Source organism: Methylobacter sp. Wu8, from assembly GCF_036440755.1.
Lineage (GTDB): Bacteria > Pseudomonadota > Gammaproteobacteria > Methylococcales > Methylomonadaceae > Methylobacter_A > Methylobacter_A tundripaludum_A.
This window is the reverse complement of the sequence record NZ_JAZGVT010000075.1, coordinates 98,953-114,924: the sequence shown is the minus strand read 5'-3', so window position 1 is coordinate 114,924 and position 15,972 is coordinate 98,953. Positions and strand designations below refer to the sequence as shown.

17 protein-coding genes are annotated in these 15,972 nt (G+C 48.8%); 9 read left to right on the top strand and 8 right to left on the bottom strand.

The window, feature by feature from the left end; all coding sequences use genetic code 11:
• Positions 1-19: 19 nt before the first annotated feature.
• Entirely contained in the window at positions 20-529 is a 510-nt protein-coding gene (locus tag V3O24_RS17310) for a histidine phosphatase family protein (RefSeq protein ID WP_104422602.1), read from the bottom strand.
• A gap of 273 nt (positions 530-802) precedes the next feature.
• On the opposite strand from V3O24_RS17310, the gene V3O24_RS17305 reads away from it, so the two are divergent.
• From V3O24_RS17305 to V3O24_RS17295, 3 genes are all read left to right on the top strand, one after another.
• On the top strand, positions 803-1,069 hold the full coding sequence (locus V3O24_RS17305; RefSeq protein WP_104422603.1) for a hypothetical protein: 267 nt from the start codon (positions 803-805) through the stop codon (positions 1,067-1,069).
• A 176-nt stretch (positions 1,070-1,245) separates the two neighbouring features.
• Entirely contained in the window at positions 1,246-3,393 is a 2,148-nt protein-coding gene (locus V3O24_RS17300) for an FAD-dependent oxidoreductase (protein WP_331308173.1), read from the top strand.
• Positions 3,394-3,519: 126 nt separating this feature from the next.
• Positions 3,520-4,215 (top strand): metallophosphoesterase, encoded by a 696-nt coding sequence (locus V3O24_RS17295; RefSeq protein ID WP_104422671.1) that lies wholly within the window; start codon positions 3,520-3,522, stop codon positions 4,213-4,215.
• Between the two features lie 122 nt (positions 4,216-4,337).
• Here the strand turns inward: V3O24_RS17295 and V3O24_RS17290 are convergent, their stop codons facing one another.
• From V3O24_RS17290 to V3O24_RS17280, 3 genes are all read right to left on the bottom strand, one after another.
• Positions 4,338-4,580 (bottom strand): hypothetical protein, encoded by a 243-nt coding sequence (locus V3O24_RS17290; protein ID WP_331308172.1) that lies wholly within the window; start codon positions 4,578-4,580, stop codon positions 4,338-4,340.
• Between the two features lie 173 nt (positions 4,581-4,753).
• Entirely contained in the window at positions 4,754-5,140 is a 387-nt protein-coding gene (locus V3O24_RS17285; protein ID WP_104422606.1) for a hypothetical protein, read from the bottom strand.
• Between the two features lie 380 nt (positions 5,141-5,520).
• Positions 5,521-6,204, bottom strand: coding sequence for a hemolysin III family protein (locus V3O24_RS17280; protein WP_331308171.1), 684 nt, complete (start codon positions 6,202-6,204; stop codon positions 5,521-5,523).
• A gap of 616 nt (positions 6,205-6,820) precedes the next feature.
• Here V3O24_RS17280 and V3O24_RS17275 point away from each other — a divergent pair.
• The 3 genes from V3O24_RS17275 (at position 6,821) to V3O24_RS17265 (ending at position 9,192) form a co-directional block, all read left to right on the top strand.
• Complete coding sequence (locus V3O24_RS17275; protein ID WP_331308170.1) at positions 6,821-7,492, top strand: SAM-dependent methyltransferase; 672 nt, start codon at positions 6,821-6,823, stop codon at positions 7,490-7,492.
• Entirely contained in the window at positions 7,489-8,163 is a 675-nt protein-coding gene (locus tag V3O24_RS17270) for a thiopurine S-methyltransferase (protein WP_104422609.1), read from the top strand. The genes V3O24_RS17275 and V3O24_RS17270 overlap by 4 nt, the downstream gene beginning before the upstream one ends.
• Positions 8,164-8,469: 306 nt before the next feature.
• Positions 8,470-9,192 (top strand): DUF5765 domain-containing protein, encoded by a 723-nt coding sequence (locus tag V3O24_RS17265; RefSeq protein WP_331308169.1) that lies wholly within the window; start codon positions 8,470-8,472, stop codon positions 9,190-9,192.
• A gap of 71 nt (positions 9,193-9,263) precedes the next feature.
• Here the strand turns inward: V3O24_RS17265 and V3O24_RS17260 are convergent, their stop codons facing one another.
• Positions 9,264-10,487, bottom strand: a complete 1,224-nt coding sequence (locus V3O24_RS17260; RefSeq protein WP_331308168.1) for an aminotransferase class I/II-fold pyridoxal phosphate-dependent enzyme — start codon at positions 10,485-10,487, stop codon at positions 9,264-9,266.
• Between the two features lie 12 nt (positions 10,488-10,499).
• Complete coding sequence (locus tag V3O24_RS17255) at positions 10,500-11,444, bottom strand: NAD-dependent epimerase/dehydratase family protein (RefSeq protein ID WP_331308167.1); 945 nt, start codon at positions 11,442-11,444, stop codon at positions 10,500-10,502.
• 312 nt (positions 11,445-11,756) lie between these two features.
• Here V3O24_RS17255 and V3O24_RS17250 point away from each other — a divergent pair, with 312 nt between their 5' ends.
• The 3 genes from V3O24_RS17250 to V3O24_RS17240 all read left to right on the top strand — a co-directional run bounded on the left by V3O24_RS17250 (position 11,757) and on the right by V3O24_RS17240 (position 14,703).
• Positions 11,757-12,035, top strand: a complete 279-nt coding sequence (locus V3O24_RS17250) for an Lpp/OprI family alanine-zipper lipoprotein (RefSeq protein ID WP_331308251.1) — start codon at positions 11,757-11,759, stop codon at positions 12,033-12,035.
• Between the two features lie 231 nt (positions 12,036-12,266).
• A complete protein-coding gene (locus V3O24_RS17245) occupies positions 12,267-12,839 on the top strand; it encodes a CAP domain-containing protein (RefSeq protein ID WP_331308166.1) in 573 nt (190 codons plus the stop codon).
• Between the two features lie 142 nt (positions 12,840-12,981).
• Positions 12,982-14,703, top strand: coding sequence for a hypothetical protein (locus V3O24_RS17240; protein WP_331308165.1), 1,722 nt, complete (start codon positions 12,982-12,984; stop codon positions 14,701-14,703).
• Between the two features lie 70 nt (positions 14,704-14,773).
• Here V3O24_RS17240 and rnhA read toward each other — a convergent pair whose 3' ends face one another.
• Both rnhA and V3O24_RS17230 read right to left on the bottom strand, forming a co-directional pair.
• Positions 14,774-15,211, bottom strand: coding sequence for a ribonuclease HI (rnhA, locus tag V3O24_RS17235; RefSeq protein WP_104422614.1), 438 nt, complete (start codon positions 15,209-15,211; stop codon positions 14,774-14,776).
• Positions 15,204-15,923: a methyltransferase domain-containing protein gene (locus V3O24_RS17230; RefSeq protein ID WP_104422615.1), complete on the bottom strand. Its 720-nt coding sequence runs from the start codon at positions 15,921-15,923 to the stop codon at positions 15,204-15,206. The genes rnhA and V3O24_RS17230 overlap by 8 nt, the downstream gene beginning before the upstream one ends.
• Between the last annotated feature and the right edge of the window lie 49 nt (positions 15,924-15,972).

Below are 15,972 nucleotides of genomic sequence, written 5' to 3'. Positions count from 1 at the left end.
ATGTTTTTCCGTTTTTTTATTATTCAGGCAAGCTGTCCGGGCGAACCAGCGCGACTAACTTGGCGCAGCCTTCGGTCAGGTCTGTCCAGCCGCCTTCAAAGGCAAGTTGGGCCAAGGCGGCGGTAGGCAGATGTTTTCCGTTAGCCGATAACGGAACCGAGCTGGGGATTAATTTTAATAACAAATCTTCCAATCCCGGGTTGTGCCCGACTAATAGCACCCGCCGTTCATGGCAGCTGGTTTTTAATACGGTAAGCAATGTCTTAGCATCTGCCTCGTAAATGCGTAAGTCACAGATGATAGACGATTCGTCTATGTCTAACTGCCGGCAAACCCGCTGCGCGGTTGTCAGAGCACGCGTCGCGGGAGAGCTGAGTATGATGTCGGGTATCAGGTGCTGTTCGCGCAACCAGCGTCCGACCCGTTTGGCGGCACGCCGTCCGCGTTTTTTTAAGGGGCGGGAAAAATCATCCATATCAACCGGCCAATCTGATTTGGCGTGCCGTAACAATAAAAGTTCGTGGGTCATAAATATTTCTGTTAATGAGGGCTGATATTTGGACGTTTTGGCGCCTGCGATACTATAGCAGTTAATTTTTACAATTCTATTAAATCAAACGCAAAAAAACACCTGAAGCGTAGTTAATACAAGGCATTCGGAGCGTTAGTATCTTGGCCGGGCGGGTAGTATTGGGTAGTATTACTTATTGATTGCAAGGGTTGGTTGCTATATCCTACAGACGATTATGCAATATCAACTGGTTTTTTAAGTTAGTCAACGAATAATAAACTGAGGTGAGCCATGTCAATAAAAGAAGATTTTGAGAAATTATTGGAAAGGTTGCAAGTAGAACGCGACGAAATCAATTTAAAACTGCATCTGGCTTCCATGGAAGCCAAGCAAGAATTTGAAGAAGCGGAAAAAGAATGGCACAGTTTAAAAATTAAAGCTGCTGAAATAGCGGACGAGTCGATAGAGACTTCCGAAGAATTTATAGACAAAGCCAAAATAGTCGGTGAAGAACTTAAACGCGCCTACAACCGTATTGGCAAGCGCCTGGCCGATTAAGCTGATATAGAAACTTACAGGATTAACACTCTCTTGCACTCCCTTGTTTAAGGGGGTGCGTCTGGATTTTTTACAGGGCGGTAAATTCATAATCTATTTTTTTCTGGTTTCAACATCTCAATCAGGCTCATAGAAAATTCCTGCTAACATGCTCTTTAATCGGCAAGGAGAATATTATGAGTTTTTCACGTTGGGCGCTGCTGGCTTTCATTGCCGCTTTGGTTGCGGCGTTTTTTGCGTTTGATCTGCAGCACTATTTAACCCTGGAAATGCTTAAGTTGCAGCAGGCGGCTATCGAAGCTTATCGAGCCGACCATCCTGTTTTGGCGTCTGTTGTTTATGCGTTGATTTATATCGCAGTGACCGGTTTATCCTTGCCGGGCGCCACTGTTCTGACGTTGGCCGGCGGCGCTGTTTTCGGTTTGCTGTGGGGAACGTTGATTGTCTCTTTTGCATCCACGATCGGCGCAACACTGGCTTTCTTGGCGGCCCGTTTCTTGTTTAGCGAGGCGGTTAAATCCCGTTTCGGCGATCGCCTGAATCTTATCAATAAAGGTATGGACAGACAGGGAGCGCTCTATCTTTTTACGCTGAGATTGGTCCCGGTTTTCCCCTTTTTTGTGATTAATCTGGTTATGGGCTTAACCAACCTGAAAGCACAAACTTTCTATTGGGTCAGCCAAGTAGGCATGTTGGCCGGGACGGTGGTTTATGTCAATGCGGGGACTCAGCTGGGCAAGCTGGAGTCATTGTCGGGGATTTTGTCGCCAGGCCTGATCGGCTCTTTTGCGTTATTGGGTGTTTTTCCGCTGTTGGCCAATAAGATCGTCGAAGCCATCAAGGCGAACAAGGTTTATGCGCAATGGGTGAAACCAGCGCGCTTTGACAGCAATATTGTAGTGATAGGCGCAGGCTCTGGAGGATTGGTGACCGCTTACATAACGGCTGCGGTCAAAGCCAAAGTTACCTTAATTGAAAAACATAAAATGGGCGGCGATTGCCTGAATACCGGCTGCGTGCCGTCCAAAGCCTTGATCCGTTCCGCGAGGTTGCTGGCCCAGATGCGCCGGTCTGCGGATTTCGGCATCAAAAAAGCCGACGCCGAAGTGAATTTCGCCGAGGTAATGAGCCGGGTGCAATCGGTTGTTAAAGCCGTCGAGCCGCACGATTCCGTGCAGCGGTATACAGACCTTGGCGTGGAGGTCATTGAAGGCGAAGCAATGATTATTTCACCCTGGGAAGTTCAGGTGAAAACAGTCGGCGAGTCCCGCATTATCACCACGCGTTCGATCGTCATTGCCGCCGGAGCACGCCCCTTCGTCCCGCCGATTCCCGGCATCGAGCACATCGGTTATCTGACCTCCGATACGGTTTGGGATTTGCGCGAATTGCCCAAGCGGCTGGTCGTGCTCGGCGGTGGGCCTATCGGTTGCGAGCTGGCGCAAAGCTTTGCCCGCTTAGGTAGCGAGGTTACCCAGGTCGAAATGTTGCCGCGTTTATTGGTTCGGGAAGACTCGGAAGTCTCGGAAGCCGTGATGGCGACATTTCGCCTGGAAGGCATTCATGTGCTCGTGGAACATACCGCCAAAGGATTTATTATTGAAAGCGGTGAAAAAATCTTGCTTGCCGAGCATGACGGTAAAGAGCTGCGTATTCCTTTTGACAATTTATTATTGGCTATCGGCCGGGTCGCCAATATCCAGGGTTACGGCCTTGAACAGCTGGGCGTTGAAATCTCGGCCGGCCGCGCGATTGAAATTAATGAATTCCAACAAACCAATTACCCGAATATATTTGCCTGCGGCGATGTATCCGGTCCGTTTCAGTTTACCCATACCGCCGCTCACCAGGCTTGGTATGCGTCGGTGAATGCATTGTTCGGCAGCTTTATCAAGTTTCGTACCGACTATTCGGTGATCCCCTGGGCGACTTTTACCGATCCTGAAGTTGCGCGGGTCGGTCTTAACGAACAGGATGCGAAGGCAAAGGGCGTCGTTTATGAGCTTAGCACTTATCATCTTGACGACTTGGATCGTGCGATAGCCGATGGCGTGGCGCACGGTTTCGTCAAGGTATTAACCGCGCCGGGCAATGACCGGATTCTTGGCGTGACCATTGTTGGGGAGCAGGCGGGTGAGTTGATCGCCGAGTTCGTGCTGGCGATCAAGCACAATATCGGTTTGAATAAGTTGTTGGGCACCATCCATATTTATCCAACGCTATCCGAGGCTAACAAATATGCGGCGGGCGTCTGGAAGCGTAATCATGCGCCGAAAGGCTTGCTGTGGTGTATCGCCCGTTATCACGATTGGCGTAGACGGTGATTGCAGATATTAATCGAGGCGACTTTTGTCTATAATCGGGACAATTTTAGACCCGTGCCGAACAATGCAAATAAAACGTTGTTATTTCCTCATCAGGTTCAGGTTCCAGTTAACAGGAGTAACAATTTGAACCCAAAGCACAAGATTTTATTTGCAGGCGATCCTCATGGAGATTTCAAACCGCTGATCGCCGCAGTGCATCAATACAAACCCGAAGCCGTCGTGTTGCTGGGCGATTATGACCTGGAAATGCCCTTGGAGGTTTGCCTGCAGGACATTGTCGGTTTGACCCAAATCTGGTGGATTGCCGGGAATCATGATTTTGAAACGCCCAGCAAGCATAAACACCTGTTTGATTCCGCTCTGGCCGATAAGGGATTGCATTTGAAAGTCACGGAAATAGCGGGACTCAGAATTGCCGGTTTGGGCGGTATTTTCTTGGGCCGGGTCTGGTATCCGCCGCAGCAGCCTAAATGGAGGAATAAGCAGCATTATCTGCATAATCAGCCCGCCCATACCAGACATACGGCGATGTCATTAAAATACAAGGGGGCTATTTGGCATGATGAGTTTGAAGCGTTAAAAACGCTGAAAGCGGATATTCTGGTGACCCATGAAGCGCCGGGCGCTCATCGGCACGGCTTTGATGTGATTGGCGAGCTGGCCGCCGCGATGGGCGTGAAAAATATCTTTCACGGCCATTTGCATGAAAATTATGCAGCCATTGTTAAGAACAACATCAAGGTAGTCGGCGTGGCGGACAGGGCTGTCGCCGATTTGATGGGTAATTGTTTAGTCCCACCATTAAGTGGTCTGGTTTAATAGTAAAAATAGCTGGCATTTTCCGGTAAAAATTGGGTATAGCCTCGAAAGGAGGTATGCGCCCAATAGCGCGTAATTTGAGGTTGAAGTTATAGTTAATGCGTCTTCAGTGCCTCGAGCTGTCATAATGGAAACGTTTGACAGTGTTTACCTTGATCTTTGATCTTTTTGTTCATGGCTTCAGCCAGCAGATTGTAACTGAACTCGACACCGTTGTCGGTCAGGATTTTTACGATCTTGAAAGGATACTGCGCCAGCGTTTGCCGCAGAAATTCGGCGGCGGTTTCCATACGCTTGTTGTCGTGCAGTTCCAAATAGACGTAGCGCGTGGCCCGATCGATAGCGACGAGTCGGTACGGTTCCACCACTAACGCCACTGTTTCAATCGGCGATGGGACGCACTATACCACCCTAGCCAGTTTTGCGGAAAGCCTGCAACAGATAGTTGCAGAGCTATAATATTTGCCGTGACCCTTACTGACGGATACCGATGAAGTGTGGCGAAGGGGTATCCAACGCCACCTTAAATTCGTTAAGACTACTTTTTAATAAAGTAATAATAGCCGCCGAATTTTCCTTTTAAAGTCATGCTGTTGTCGTCTTTCGCCTCTAAAGAAAACACGTCAAACCTGTTGTTACCCAAAAGAGCGACTTTTAATTTACCGTCTTCTATTTCGTAGTTTACCGGCGGTTGATCATAGAATTTTCCTTCGCGCGGAATATGTAGGATCGTTACTTTGCCGTCTTTAAATATCCAGGTATCTTCCCTCGGAATGGCTTCTTTATCGGTTAAAGAGTTTTTGGTGGATTGCAGCTTCCAGGTACCCTCGACTTCTGCTTTGGATTGCAGGGTAATATCGGCATAAGCAGCGCCGGTAAATACGGATAAGGTCAATAATATTGCCGCTAGATTTATTCTTTTCATGTTCACTTTCCTGTTTTAATGTAAGTAATCCTAAAAAACCGGCCGGCGCTGTACGGGTCTCTATCTATATCAGGTGAATCAGCTATTAGCTGAATGCCTTTCATTGAAGCCCCAAGTATTTTTAATGCCAAATGATTTTTTGAGGATAAGGGATCGGTGCGCCGTTGTGGAAAACTAAAGCTTTTTTATACCGGGTATCAATCGATCCAATCACTTCGGGGATGCGCCAAGCTTGAAAGCGCTGTTCGATACTTCCGTACCGAAGTCCAGTATGCGCCGGAAATGGCCGAAGCAACAGCGGTTTATTATGTAGTGCTGGAGAAGACTGTTTTTAATGGTTGTTATTCATGAGGTTGTCTTCGTTTAACGGGTGATTATTGCTAATCACATGTGTGAACAGCCGGGACTTGACTCACTATTTTGACAATAAACCACCACTGAAAACCTATCCCCAAAAGCACGGCGATATGCAGGATTTCATGGGGGCCGATTATGCCGGGAAGTATTGTTAATTGTTGGTAGTATTCAATAATTGCCCCTACCGTATAGAAAATACCGCCGAGCACGAACGGCCGGATAAAAGCAAAGCCATATCTTCGCCAAAGATGAACCCCCATTAGAAGTCCCATCCATCCAAGTCCCAGATAGAAAGACAAACCGAACCATTCCGGTATTGTTGTAAAAAAAATTGTTTTTACGATAAGGCCGCTGATGGCCAGGACCCAAACGATAGCGAGAAATCCCCATCTTAAAAATCCGGTAAAAAGAATACAGTGTATGGGTGTAAAGGTGCCGGCGATGACTAAGAAAATAGCTGCATGGTCGAGTCGTTGAAAAACCGTATGCGCTGCTCCGGTTGTCGGCAACAAATGATAAATGCCACTGACCAATAATAAAAAAATACAGGAACCGGAAAATACGGCCAGTGAGATGATGCGAATAGTCGGCCCTTTTTCTTGTCGAAGCATGAGGGTGGCCTGATAAGCAAAGAAAATTGCTCCCAAAAGATGAGTTATTGAACTCAAAGGGTGAGTAAAACCAAGTATCGGATAAATAGCAGACATAGTAAAAAACACCTCCAACCTTATCTTGTCGTGCCGTTAAAGAAATAATATTCCCACATTTGATTACTTTGCAAGGTCATGATTTACTTGCCGTATTTAGGTAGTTGATAGTTCGGCTTACTGCTTGAAATCAGCCGGTTTTGTCCATTAAATGGTTTGATTTTTTCCGTATGCTCAGATGAAACTTGATTTTTTATTCATTGCGCCGCCAATGCCAACGCTTTTTCTGTATTCCTGATCAGGATAGGTAGGGATGCAGGTAAGCGCAGGTTTTGAATGGTGTGGTCCGCTAAAATGAAAATAGGGGATCTGTCGGGTGATGGACGCATCTGTATTACGAAAATTTGGAACAGCTGCGGTCATCCGAGCGAATGAATCGGAAACGAGAACTGCCGTTTGTTTGGAACAAGACGCCTCAATTTGAAGTGGGGAAAGCCCACGTTATTTTTTAGTCACTCTGTTATACTCTTTGAATATCCCGAGCTCAAAGGTAATTCCGGGATGCTTTCCGCAAGTGCCATTTTCGGCCTGTATACCTCTTCTCACGAAGTGTTGTGTCCGTTCGATCAGAACATTTTCCTGATGTACAACCCTTTCCCGATGAGAAGAAATCCCTATGCCCGGTTACCATGTCAAGTACCAGACCGTCACTGTTGGCGGTACGGACTATCTGATCCGTTCTTTGTCAGATCTCCAGCAATATTCTGACCCGCTAGGCGAAGCCGAGCTTGCCGGTATCTCACCGGCCAGTTGGCCGTTATTCGGTCATTTATGGCCGTCAGCGCGGGTACTGGCTTTGGCTATGCATACTATTGAGCTGACCGGGAAACGCATTCTGGAAATCGGCGCCGGTCTCGCTCTGGCAAGCCTAGTCATCCATCGTCGGGCAGGAGACATGACCGTCAGCGATTGGCATCCTCTGAGTCAGGCTTTTTTGAATGAGAACCTGCTGCTGAACAAACTGGGGCCGCTGAAATATCATGCAGGAAACTGGGAGGCAAACAATCCTGAGCTGGGTCAGTTCGACTTGATCATCGGCAGTGATGTCCTTTATGAGCGGCAGCAGCCCGGCCAGCTTGCCGGTTTCATTGACCGTCATGCCGGGCCGTCTGCACAGATCATTATCGTTGACCCGGATCGCGGCAACCGTGTCGGTTTTTGCCGGGAAATGGCTGAACTCGGTTACGGCTTTACTACGCGACGTGCCGATCATGTGATGGAAAACGGCGATCCGTTTAAGGGGCGTTTCCTGACCTTTGCCCAAGCGCTGGCGCTGGAGCCGTCATGATTGGCCGCGACAATGTTCTTTGGTTGCAGTTCTGGCGTGACCGGCGAACCGATTTTCACCAGCAAACGGTGAATCGGCTACTGACCAAATTTTGGCCCAGTCTTGATCTGGCAAAAGGCAGTCGGGTATTTGTACCGCTCTGCGGCAAGAGTTTGGACATGATTTGGCTTGCCAAGCAGGGGCATGAAGTCATCGGCGTTGAGTTGAGTCCTATTGCGGTACGGGCTTTCTTTCGGGAGAACCATCTGAAGCCTGTCCGTCGGCAGGTTGGTAAATTTACGCTATGGAAACATGGGAGACTCAGCATTTTATGCGGTGATTATTTCTCATTGACCGAGGGCGATCTGGGGCCGGTTGATACGGTTTATGACCGGGCAGCGCTTACCGCCCTGCCGGAAGACATCCGTCGGCGCTATATTGCCCATTTGAGTTCGATTGTTGCGGAAACCGCCAAGGTTTTTCTGCTGACCACGGAGGATGCGGAAGAAAAACAGAGTCCAAGCCAAGCTTTTGGCGTTGCCGAAGAGATCAAAACATTGTATTCGGAGACTTACGAGATCGACTTGGCCCACGTTGAGAGCGCGTTCGAGATTAACCCGGAATTGCCGGATAAGCCCCCGGAACGTATCGAATACAAGGTCTATCGACTCTCCGGCAAAGCTGCCGGGTGATGTTACAGAAGAGACTGCGACACTACTTTTTAATAAAGTAATAATGGCCGCCGAATTGTCATGCTGTTGTCGTCTTTTTCCACTAAAGTAAACAGGTCAAACCGGTTCTAATTGCCGAACCGTTAGAGCGCGAAGTGAATCCAGATATTGGATATGGCATAATTAACAAGCACATCCATTTGTTCTCGATTCAGTCAGGCTGGTTATGACGCTGCCAAATCTGTAAAATAAAAGCAGCTGCGAAAAAATGTCAGGTGATTTTTTGACGCGATTTTTCTAACAATAATAATTTACGGAATAATAATTATGTGTTTTAGTGCAAATATGTCTCTTGGCCTGGGTTTGGTTGGACTGGCCGCGTCTACTGTTACTTTTTTGGATAAAAGTGAACCGTTTTGGGTTCGGGTTGCACGGTTTTACGCCATTTTTCATTTTTCCCTGATGGAATTTATTCAGTATTTCGCTTATCCGGTGGCGGATCAGTGCGGCTATGGCGCCAATCAATTATTGAGTGAACTTTCAACTTACCATATCAGCTTGCAGGCATTGGCGATTATGCCTGCGTTGGCGACTTATTCGTCCGACAAAACCGCGCTGAAGAAGGCGACCATCACCGGCGTAATCCTCAGTTCGTCATTTTTGGTTTTCAGTTTTCTACCTAAAGAATGGCAACTATTCGATATTGCGCCGAATTTTATCGGCAATATGATCTCGTGCCTGTTCATTGGCCAATACCATATCGGCTACCACATCGGCAGCGCGTTCGGCTTGCTGGTTACCTGGGGTTCGTTGTTTGGTTTGGCGGCCAGCGGTTTTGTCTGGAAGGATAACTGGCGTATCGCTACCTATCATTTCGTCATGGCGATTATGACGCTGTTTATGCCGCAATGGATATTCGGCGTATCAACCGGCGAAGCGGCGGCAATGTATTGTTTTTATTCGATACCGATCACTATCAGCTTTATGCCGCAATTTAAAAAATTCTTCGCCGCACAGAATGTCATAGAAGAAGAGCGTGAATACGCCTGACAGGAATAATGGCGAGGGTGTGGCGGGGCAGGGTAGCTATGCGCTCTGCCACTGCTCCTCAGTTTAGGCGGCTAGCGCTTAAAATCAGCCAGCTTCGCCAATAAATAGTCTAAATCTTTGCCGGTATGCTCGGCACAGACCTGCAACCTGATTTCCTGCTCGCCTTGAGGAACAACCGGGTAATTCAGGCCGGTAACCAGAATATTGTTCGCCAATAAATGCGCGGCCAAAGCCGAGGTTTTTCCGCTATCCCTGATCAGGACCGGCACGATAGGATGCTCTCCCGGCAAGGTTTCAAATCCCAGTTGTTCAAGTCCCGATCTAAGGCGGGCGCTAAATAGCCGCAACTTTTCCAGCAGTTGTAAACCTTCATCATTGGTAACAATGTCTAAAGCTGCGCCGGCTGCGGCCGCTTCGGCCGGCGTAATCGGGTTTGAATAAATGTAAAACGGCGAGGTTTCCCGCAAGTAAGCTATCGCCGCCGAGCTGGAAACGACATAGCCGCCGTTAACGCCGAAAGCTTTGCCTAGCGTTGCAATCAAAATATCCGCCTTGGCCTCGGTATATTCTTCCGTACCCCGGCCGGCACGCCCAAAAGCGCCAACGCCGTGAGAATCATCGACTAGGGTGATGATCCCTTCTTCATACGCTCCTTCATGCCGTTTACAGCAGGCGTTTATTCTATCGAGAGGTGCGTAATCGCCGCGCATGCTGAAAATTCCGTCAGTGACCACGCAAACGCGCTTGACCCGGCCTTTGTAGGCCTCAAGGATTTTGTCCAGGGCAGTCATGTCCGCATGAGCATAAATTTCTTTGCCGGCGGGATGGGATAAGCGTATCGCGTTGATAATACAGTTGTGATTCAGCGCATCGCTGACAACTAAAGTATCGGCGGAAATAAACTGGGGCAACACGCCCGTCACCGTCGTATAAGCGGAACTGAACAGCATTGCCGATTCGCGGCCGTGAAACTCGGCCAGTTTTTGCTCCAGTTCAATATGCGGCCGGTAAGTGCCGCTGATAAAACGAACCGCTCCGGGGCCGGTGCCGAGTTTTTCAGCGGCTTCAGCCTCCGCCTTGATAACCTGGGGATGCATCGCAAGCCCGAGATAGGAATTGGAATTCATGCGCAAGAAAGCCCGGTCTCCGCACCCTTCAAGAAAATAGCGGGGGCCGAAACCGTCAGCAGCGGCTTTCATGCCGGTAATGACTTTTTCATTACCTTTGCACAGGCCTTGTTGTTGTAATTGGGTTAATTTGCCGGTGAGCAGCGGTTCTAATTTTTTCAGTGACATAAACGCCTCCGGTTATTTGAGCGTGATTTTTTCCAGCATGTCCTTGACCATCGCCGGCAAATCGAATTGAGCCTGCCAGCCCCATTCGGCTCTGGCGGCGCTGTCGTCCATGTGTCTGGGCCAGGAATCGGCAATCGCCTGGCGTAATGGATCAAGGTTGTAAGCGATTGTGAAGTCTGGAATATACTTTTGTATTTCCGCCGCCAACTGCTGCGGGGTAAAGCTCATCGCCGTCACATTAAACGCGTTTCTGTGCTTTAGCTGCGTACTGTCCGCTGTCATCAAGTGAATAGCCGCATCGATCGCGTCGGGCATGTACATCATATCCAGTTGCGTATCGGCTTGGAGGAAACAATCATAATGTTGCGACTTTATTGCCGCATAAAAAATATCCACCGCATAATCGGTGGTGCCGCCGCCGGGTGGGGTTTTGCTGGAAATCAGCCCCGGATACCTTAAGCCGCGTACATCGACGCCAAAGCGATGATAATAATAATCGCACAGCAGCTCTCCTGAAACCTTGCTGATTCCGTAAATGGTCGTAGGCCGCTGAACGGTGTCCTGCGGCGTATCCATAGGCGGAGTTTCCGGGCCGAAAGTGGCTATGGAGCTGGGGAAGAACAACGCGCATTGGTGTGTTCTGGAGGCCTCCAGTATATTGATCAAACCGTTCATATTGACGTCCCACGCCAGCTGAGGCTTTTGTTCGGCAACGGCGGAAAGCAGGGAGGCGAGATGAAATATCGTATCGATATTATATGTCTTTATAACTTGATTGAGGGCGGCCGCATCGCGGACATCCAGGCTGCAATAAGGTCCCGGTTGGGTTAATTCGTCCTGGGCCGGTCTCTTGTGTCCGGCAGCCAGCACATTCTCCGCGCCGTATCGGTCGCGCAAGGCTATCGTTAATTCGGAGCCGATCTGCCCGGTTGCGCCGGTTACCAGTATTTTTTTCATCAACACCCTTCGTTGTTTTTTAAGGTTGGACATGGGTATAGGATACGCCACCCAGCGCCGACAGCATTCAACAATCCGCGCATTGTGTATTTTTGCGGCATTGAACGCTTACGACGATTTTTGGCGGATCGATTCATCAAGCAACTCGTATGAAGTGACGCGATACGGCGGCGTCAGAGCCTTTAAATCCACTGTGTTAAGCTTGCGTTAAGTTACCGATATGCAAGATATATTCAAATAGCTCAGATTAAACAGAGGGTTATTTGATATGTGGGGTTTTTATGGTCATCATCTTCAGTAAGGAAAAATAATATGAAAACAGTAATGAAGCTATCAATGATTGCGCTGGCTTGCAGCCTGATTACGGCTTGCGCAACAAATTCGGATATCGAAGATTTACAGTCGCAAGTTAACGGCTTGGACGGTTCTGTTAAACAAGCATCAGCCGATGCAGCCAGTGCGCAAACGACGGCCGCCGATGCGGCGGCAAAGGCAGGGGCCGCAGAAACCGCAGCCAAGCGGGCTGCTCAATTATCTCAAGACGCCAATAACAAATTGGATAAAAAATTCAAAAAATCAATGAGAAAATAAATCATTGCTGCTTTTGAGCGGAAAAAGTCCCGTGGCTATGCTGTGCGTATACTATGGGACTTATTTGACGGCTACGTGTCGATTTGAGACGGCGGCGGCCGGCTGAAACTGCCAATACAGGGTGACAATAAATGTCGAGCTGCGCTATGCTAGTCCGCCTGTGCGCTTTTATATCCGAATTCCGAATGCCCTAGCGGCTCCCCTCCACACATTAATGCCGGCATCAAGATCATGAAACGAATTTTATCCCTGTTCATTTTTTGCCTCGGGACTGTCCCTTATCCGGTAGTAGCCGATATTGACGCTCAGCCGGGGATAGCGGCCGCTGAACTTGAACGCGAAATTCATCAACAGATAAACCGTGAGCGGCAAAAGCACGGCCTGCCCCAATTGAATAACGATGAGTTGCTCGCGGCCATCGCCCGTCAGCATAGCCGCGACATGGCGCGTTATCATTTTTTTAACCACACGAATTTGCAGGGGGAAGGTCCCGTCGAGCGGGCTAAAAGGTTGGGATGGGACAGGAAAAAGCAAGCCGACGCCAATACCTGGGCAATCGGTCCGGGCGAAAACATATTTATGAATCATCTTTACGATAAGGTCATTACGACCAAGCAAAACGGTGTTGCGGTAAAAAAGGAATACGTCTGGAAAACCCCGGAAGAAATCGCACAATCGACCGTACAGGGATGGATGGACAGCCCGCCGCACCGGAAAAACATTCTGTCGCCGAAATACGATCAACAAGGTATCGGAGTCACTATTTCAGGACACGAAGTTTATGTGACGGAGGACATGTTTTAACTTCATGGTATTTGGATACCGGTGTAGGCGGATTCGAAATATGAAACAATCGGCGGCCAGCAAGCCGAGTTGCTGTCACGGAAAAGCAGTTTACAAAATAGCCGCGTTAACTATGTTTTCAGAATCGATCGAGCCTGTCTTTATGAAGCGACTCTATCAAGCGATTATTTTAGCGGGCTGCATTATCAGTCAGCCAAGTTTTGCCTCTTCCTGTACGCAAGGCGATTTTACCCATATCTGGATTTCTCCGCGCGTAGTAAAGGCGGGGGCGCCGATTAATGTCATGGCTGTGTCAGGCTCTGAAACTATTACCGAATTGGTATTAACCCATCCCAAGGGTGAAAAGCAGGTATTAAATGCAACGGCTAATGATGGGATGCCTTGGCATTTATCGGCGCAGATTGACAAACTTGACGAAGGCCGTTATCAATTAGAGGCCAAAGATAAAGACACAACGCTGGCGTGCCGTGAAGTTTTTAACGGCGATAACGGCACTGGAGAACACGCAGTCTGGAATGACAGTTATGAAGCCTTTTATTCGGCCTGGATAGAACGGCTTTTCGATGCACCGGTTGATCAAAGCCTGAGTTTTCGATCCCTGGAGCCTGTTTTACGGGATTCAGGACGTAATTTTCTGCACAATTATTTAGCTTTGAACGAAGACAAAGCGCTGCCTGCAACGCCTGATTGCGCCGATTTTCCGTATTTTCTCCGCAGCTATTTTGCCTGGAAAAACGGATTGCCATTCAGTTATCGCGCTTGCAGTCGCGGCACAGCCAAAAAGCCGCCTGTGTGCAATTCCGCTACAGTCAGCACCGATTTTGTACAACAAATCGCACCGCCTGCCAAATTTAAAGCCTTAAGCCATACTTTAATGGATGTTGTGCAGTCAGGAAATGGCCGCACCGCGCTTGCCGGCGAAGAAACCGATTTTTATCCTGTGGCGTTACGGCGCGAGACGTTGTGGCCGGGCACCATTTATGCGGACCCATACGGCCATGTGCTAGTGCTGGTGAAATGGGTGGCGCAAACAGCCGACAGTCCGGGTATTTTATTTGCGGCCGACGCCCAGCCGGATAATTCCATCGGCCGGAAACGGTTTTGGGAAGGCACCTTTTTGTTCGCTAATTCAGGCAGTGCGGGGGCCGGTTTTAAAGCTTTCCGTCCCCTTGCGAATAACCGCACGCTGTTGAGTAATGACGAGTTGCCGGACTATTCGATTGAACAGGCAGTGTTGGAGCCTGACGATTTTTACGCACAACTTTACAAGCTGATTAATCCTGACGGCTTGAATGCGAAACAGGCTTACGAGGCGACGTTAACCGCGTTGGTGGAACAACTGGAAACGCGGCGGCAATCGGTTGAAAACGGTGAAAATTATTTTCGTAAAAAAGCCAATACAATCGAGATGCCGAAAGGTGTGGCGATTTTTGAAACGATCGGTCCGTGGGAGGATTACGCCACGCCATCGCGTGATATGCGATTGTTAATTGCTATCAATGTCTTGCTTGGTTTCCCTGAAAAAGTCGTCCGTTATCCTGAGCTGTTTAACCTGACGGCTCAATCCGCAGCACAGGTTAAAACCCGGATAGAGCAACTGCATGAAAAACTGACTGCGGAGAAAAAGATTCGGTATGTACGCAGTAATGGCGAACCTTGGGAGCTTTCGGTAGCGGAGATATTGAGGCGCAAAGCAGCATTCGAGATGGCTTATAACCCGAATGATTGCGTCGAAATCCGTTGGGGGGCCAAAGCGGGCACAGAAGAATATACAAGTTGTAAACGGCACGCGCCGGAACAGCAGGTTAGACAAATGGCAGCGGTACGCGACTGGTTTCGCTATACCAAACGCCCCCCGCGCTGAGTTATTAGTTACAGCCGGTAGGATGGGTAGAGCGAAGCGAAACCCATCAAATACCCTTGGGGAAAACCGATCAACGCAACGAATCAATGCCAAGATTCGCCAACTCATCCGCCCTGTCATTATCTTTGTCGCCCGAATGGCCTTTTACCCATGCCCATTCGATGTTATGCCGTTGAATGGCGGCGTCCAGTCTGCGCCAGAGGTCTTCATTTTTAACCGGGCTTCTGGTGGCCGTTTTCCAGCCGCGTTTTTTCCAGTTGCTCATCCATTCGGTAATGCCTTGCAGCACATATTTCGAGTCGGTATTCATCTGCACGGAACAGGGTTTGGTCAGGGTTTCCAGCGCCTGGATTGCAGCCATCAGCTCCATGCGGTTGTTGGTGGTGGCGGGGTCGCCGCCGTAAAGTTCCTTAACGTTTCCTTTGTAGCTGAGGATAACGCCCCAGCCGCCCGGTCCGGGGTTGCCTTTACAGGCGCCATCGGTATAAATAATGACGGGATCAGTCATGTCTGTTTTTCTGTGTTGTTGGTGTATTAAGCGGATTTGCCAGAATTAAGCGGGGATTTAGCGCGGTTACAGGCGTCAATGGAATCAGGTTGTAGCGGCGCTTGATGGCCCTAATCGCATAGGCGGTCGATGTGAGTGAGTATCCACGGGTTATAAATTTACCGTGAGTCGATTTTACCGTATCCAAGCTAAATTCCGACGATACGGTGACTTCAAAATTTAACAATTTTAGCCAGTCCAAAACCCTGGGTCGGGAAATAAAGTGTCCTCCCCAGGAATCGGCCATTTTTTTATCCCACAAATACTGGTATCGAACCCATAGACTCCAGGGATTAAAATTCAGCATGACCAATATGCCTTCCGGCTTTAAAACACGCTCCACTTCACGCATGGTTTGAAACCGGGAAGCGTCAAACTCCAATAAATGCGGGATGATGATCATATCGACAGAATTGCTCTGCAAGGGCAGGCTGTGCGATTTGGCCTGGATTTTTCTTGCTTTATCGCAGCCCAGGCTTTTGGCGTCCAGTATCGTAAAATTTTTGTACAAAGAGCAGTCGATAAATTCGCTTTCCCAACCTAAACCGCCAATCTGCAAGATGGTCTGCTTGCAACTGACGGTAATGGACCGTTGAATATAGTCGGCTTCAAGCTGCTGTAACAGCTTGCCTCGAGGGGTTTGATACCAGGCAAATAAGAAATTACGTTTCATGGGCGCATTTTATACTATCTGACTTTGATGATTTTCAATAAAAACAAGC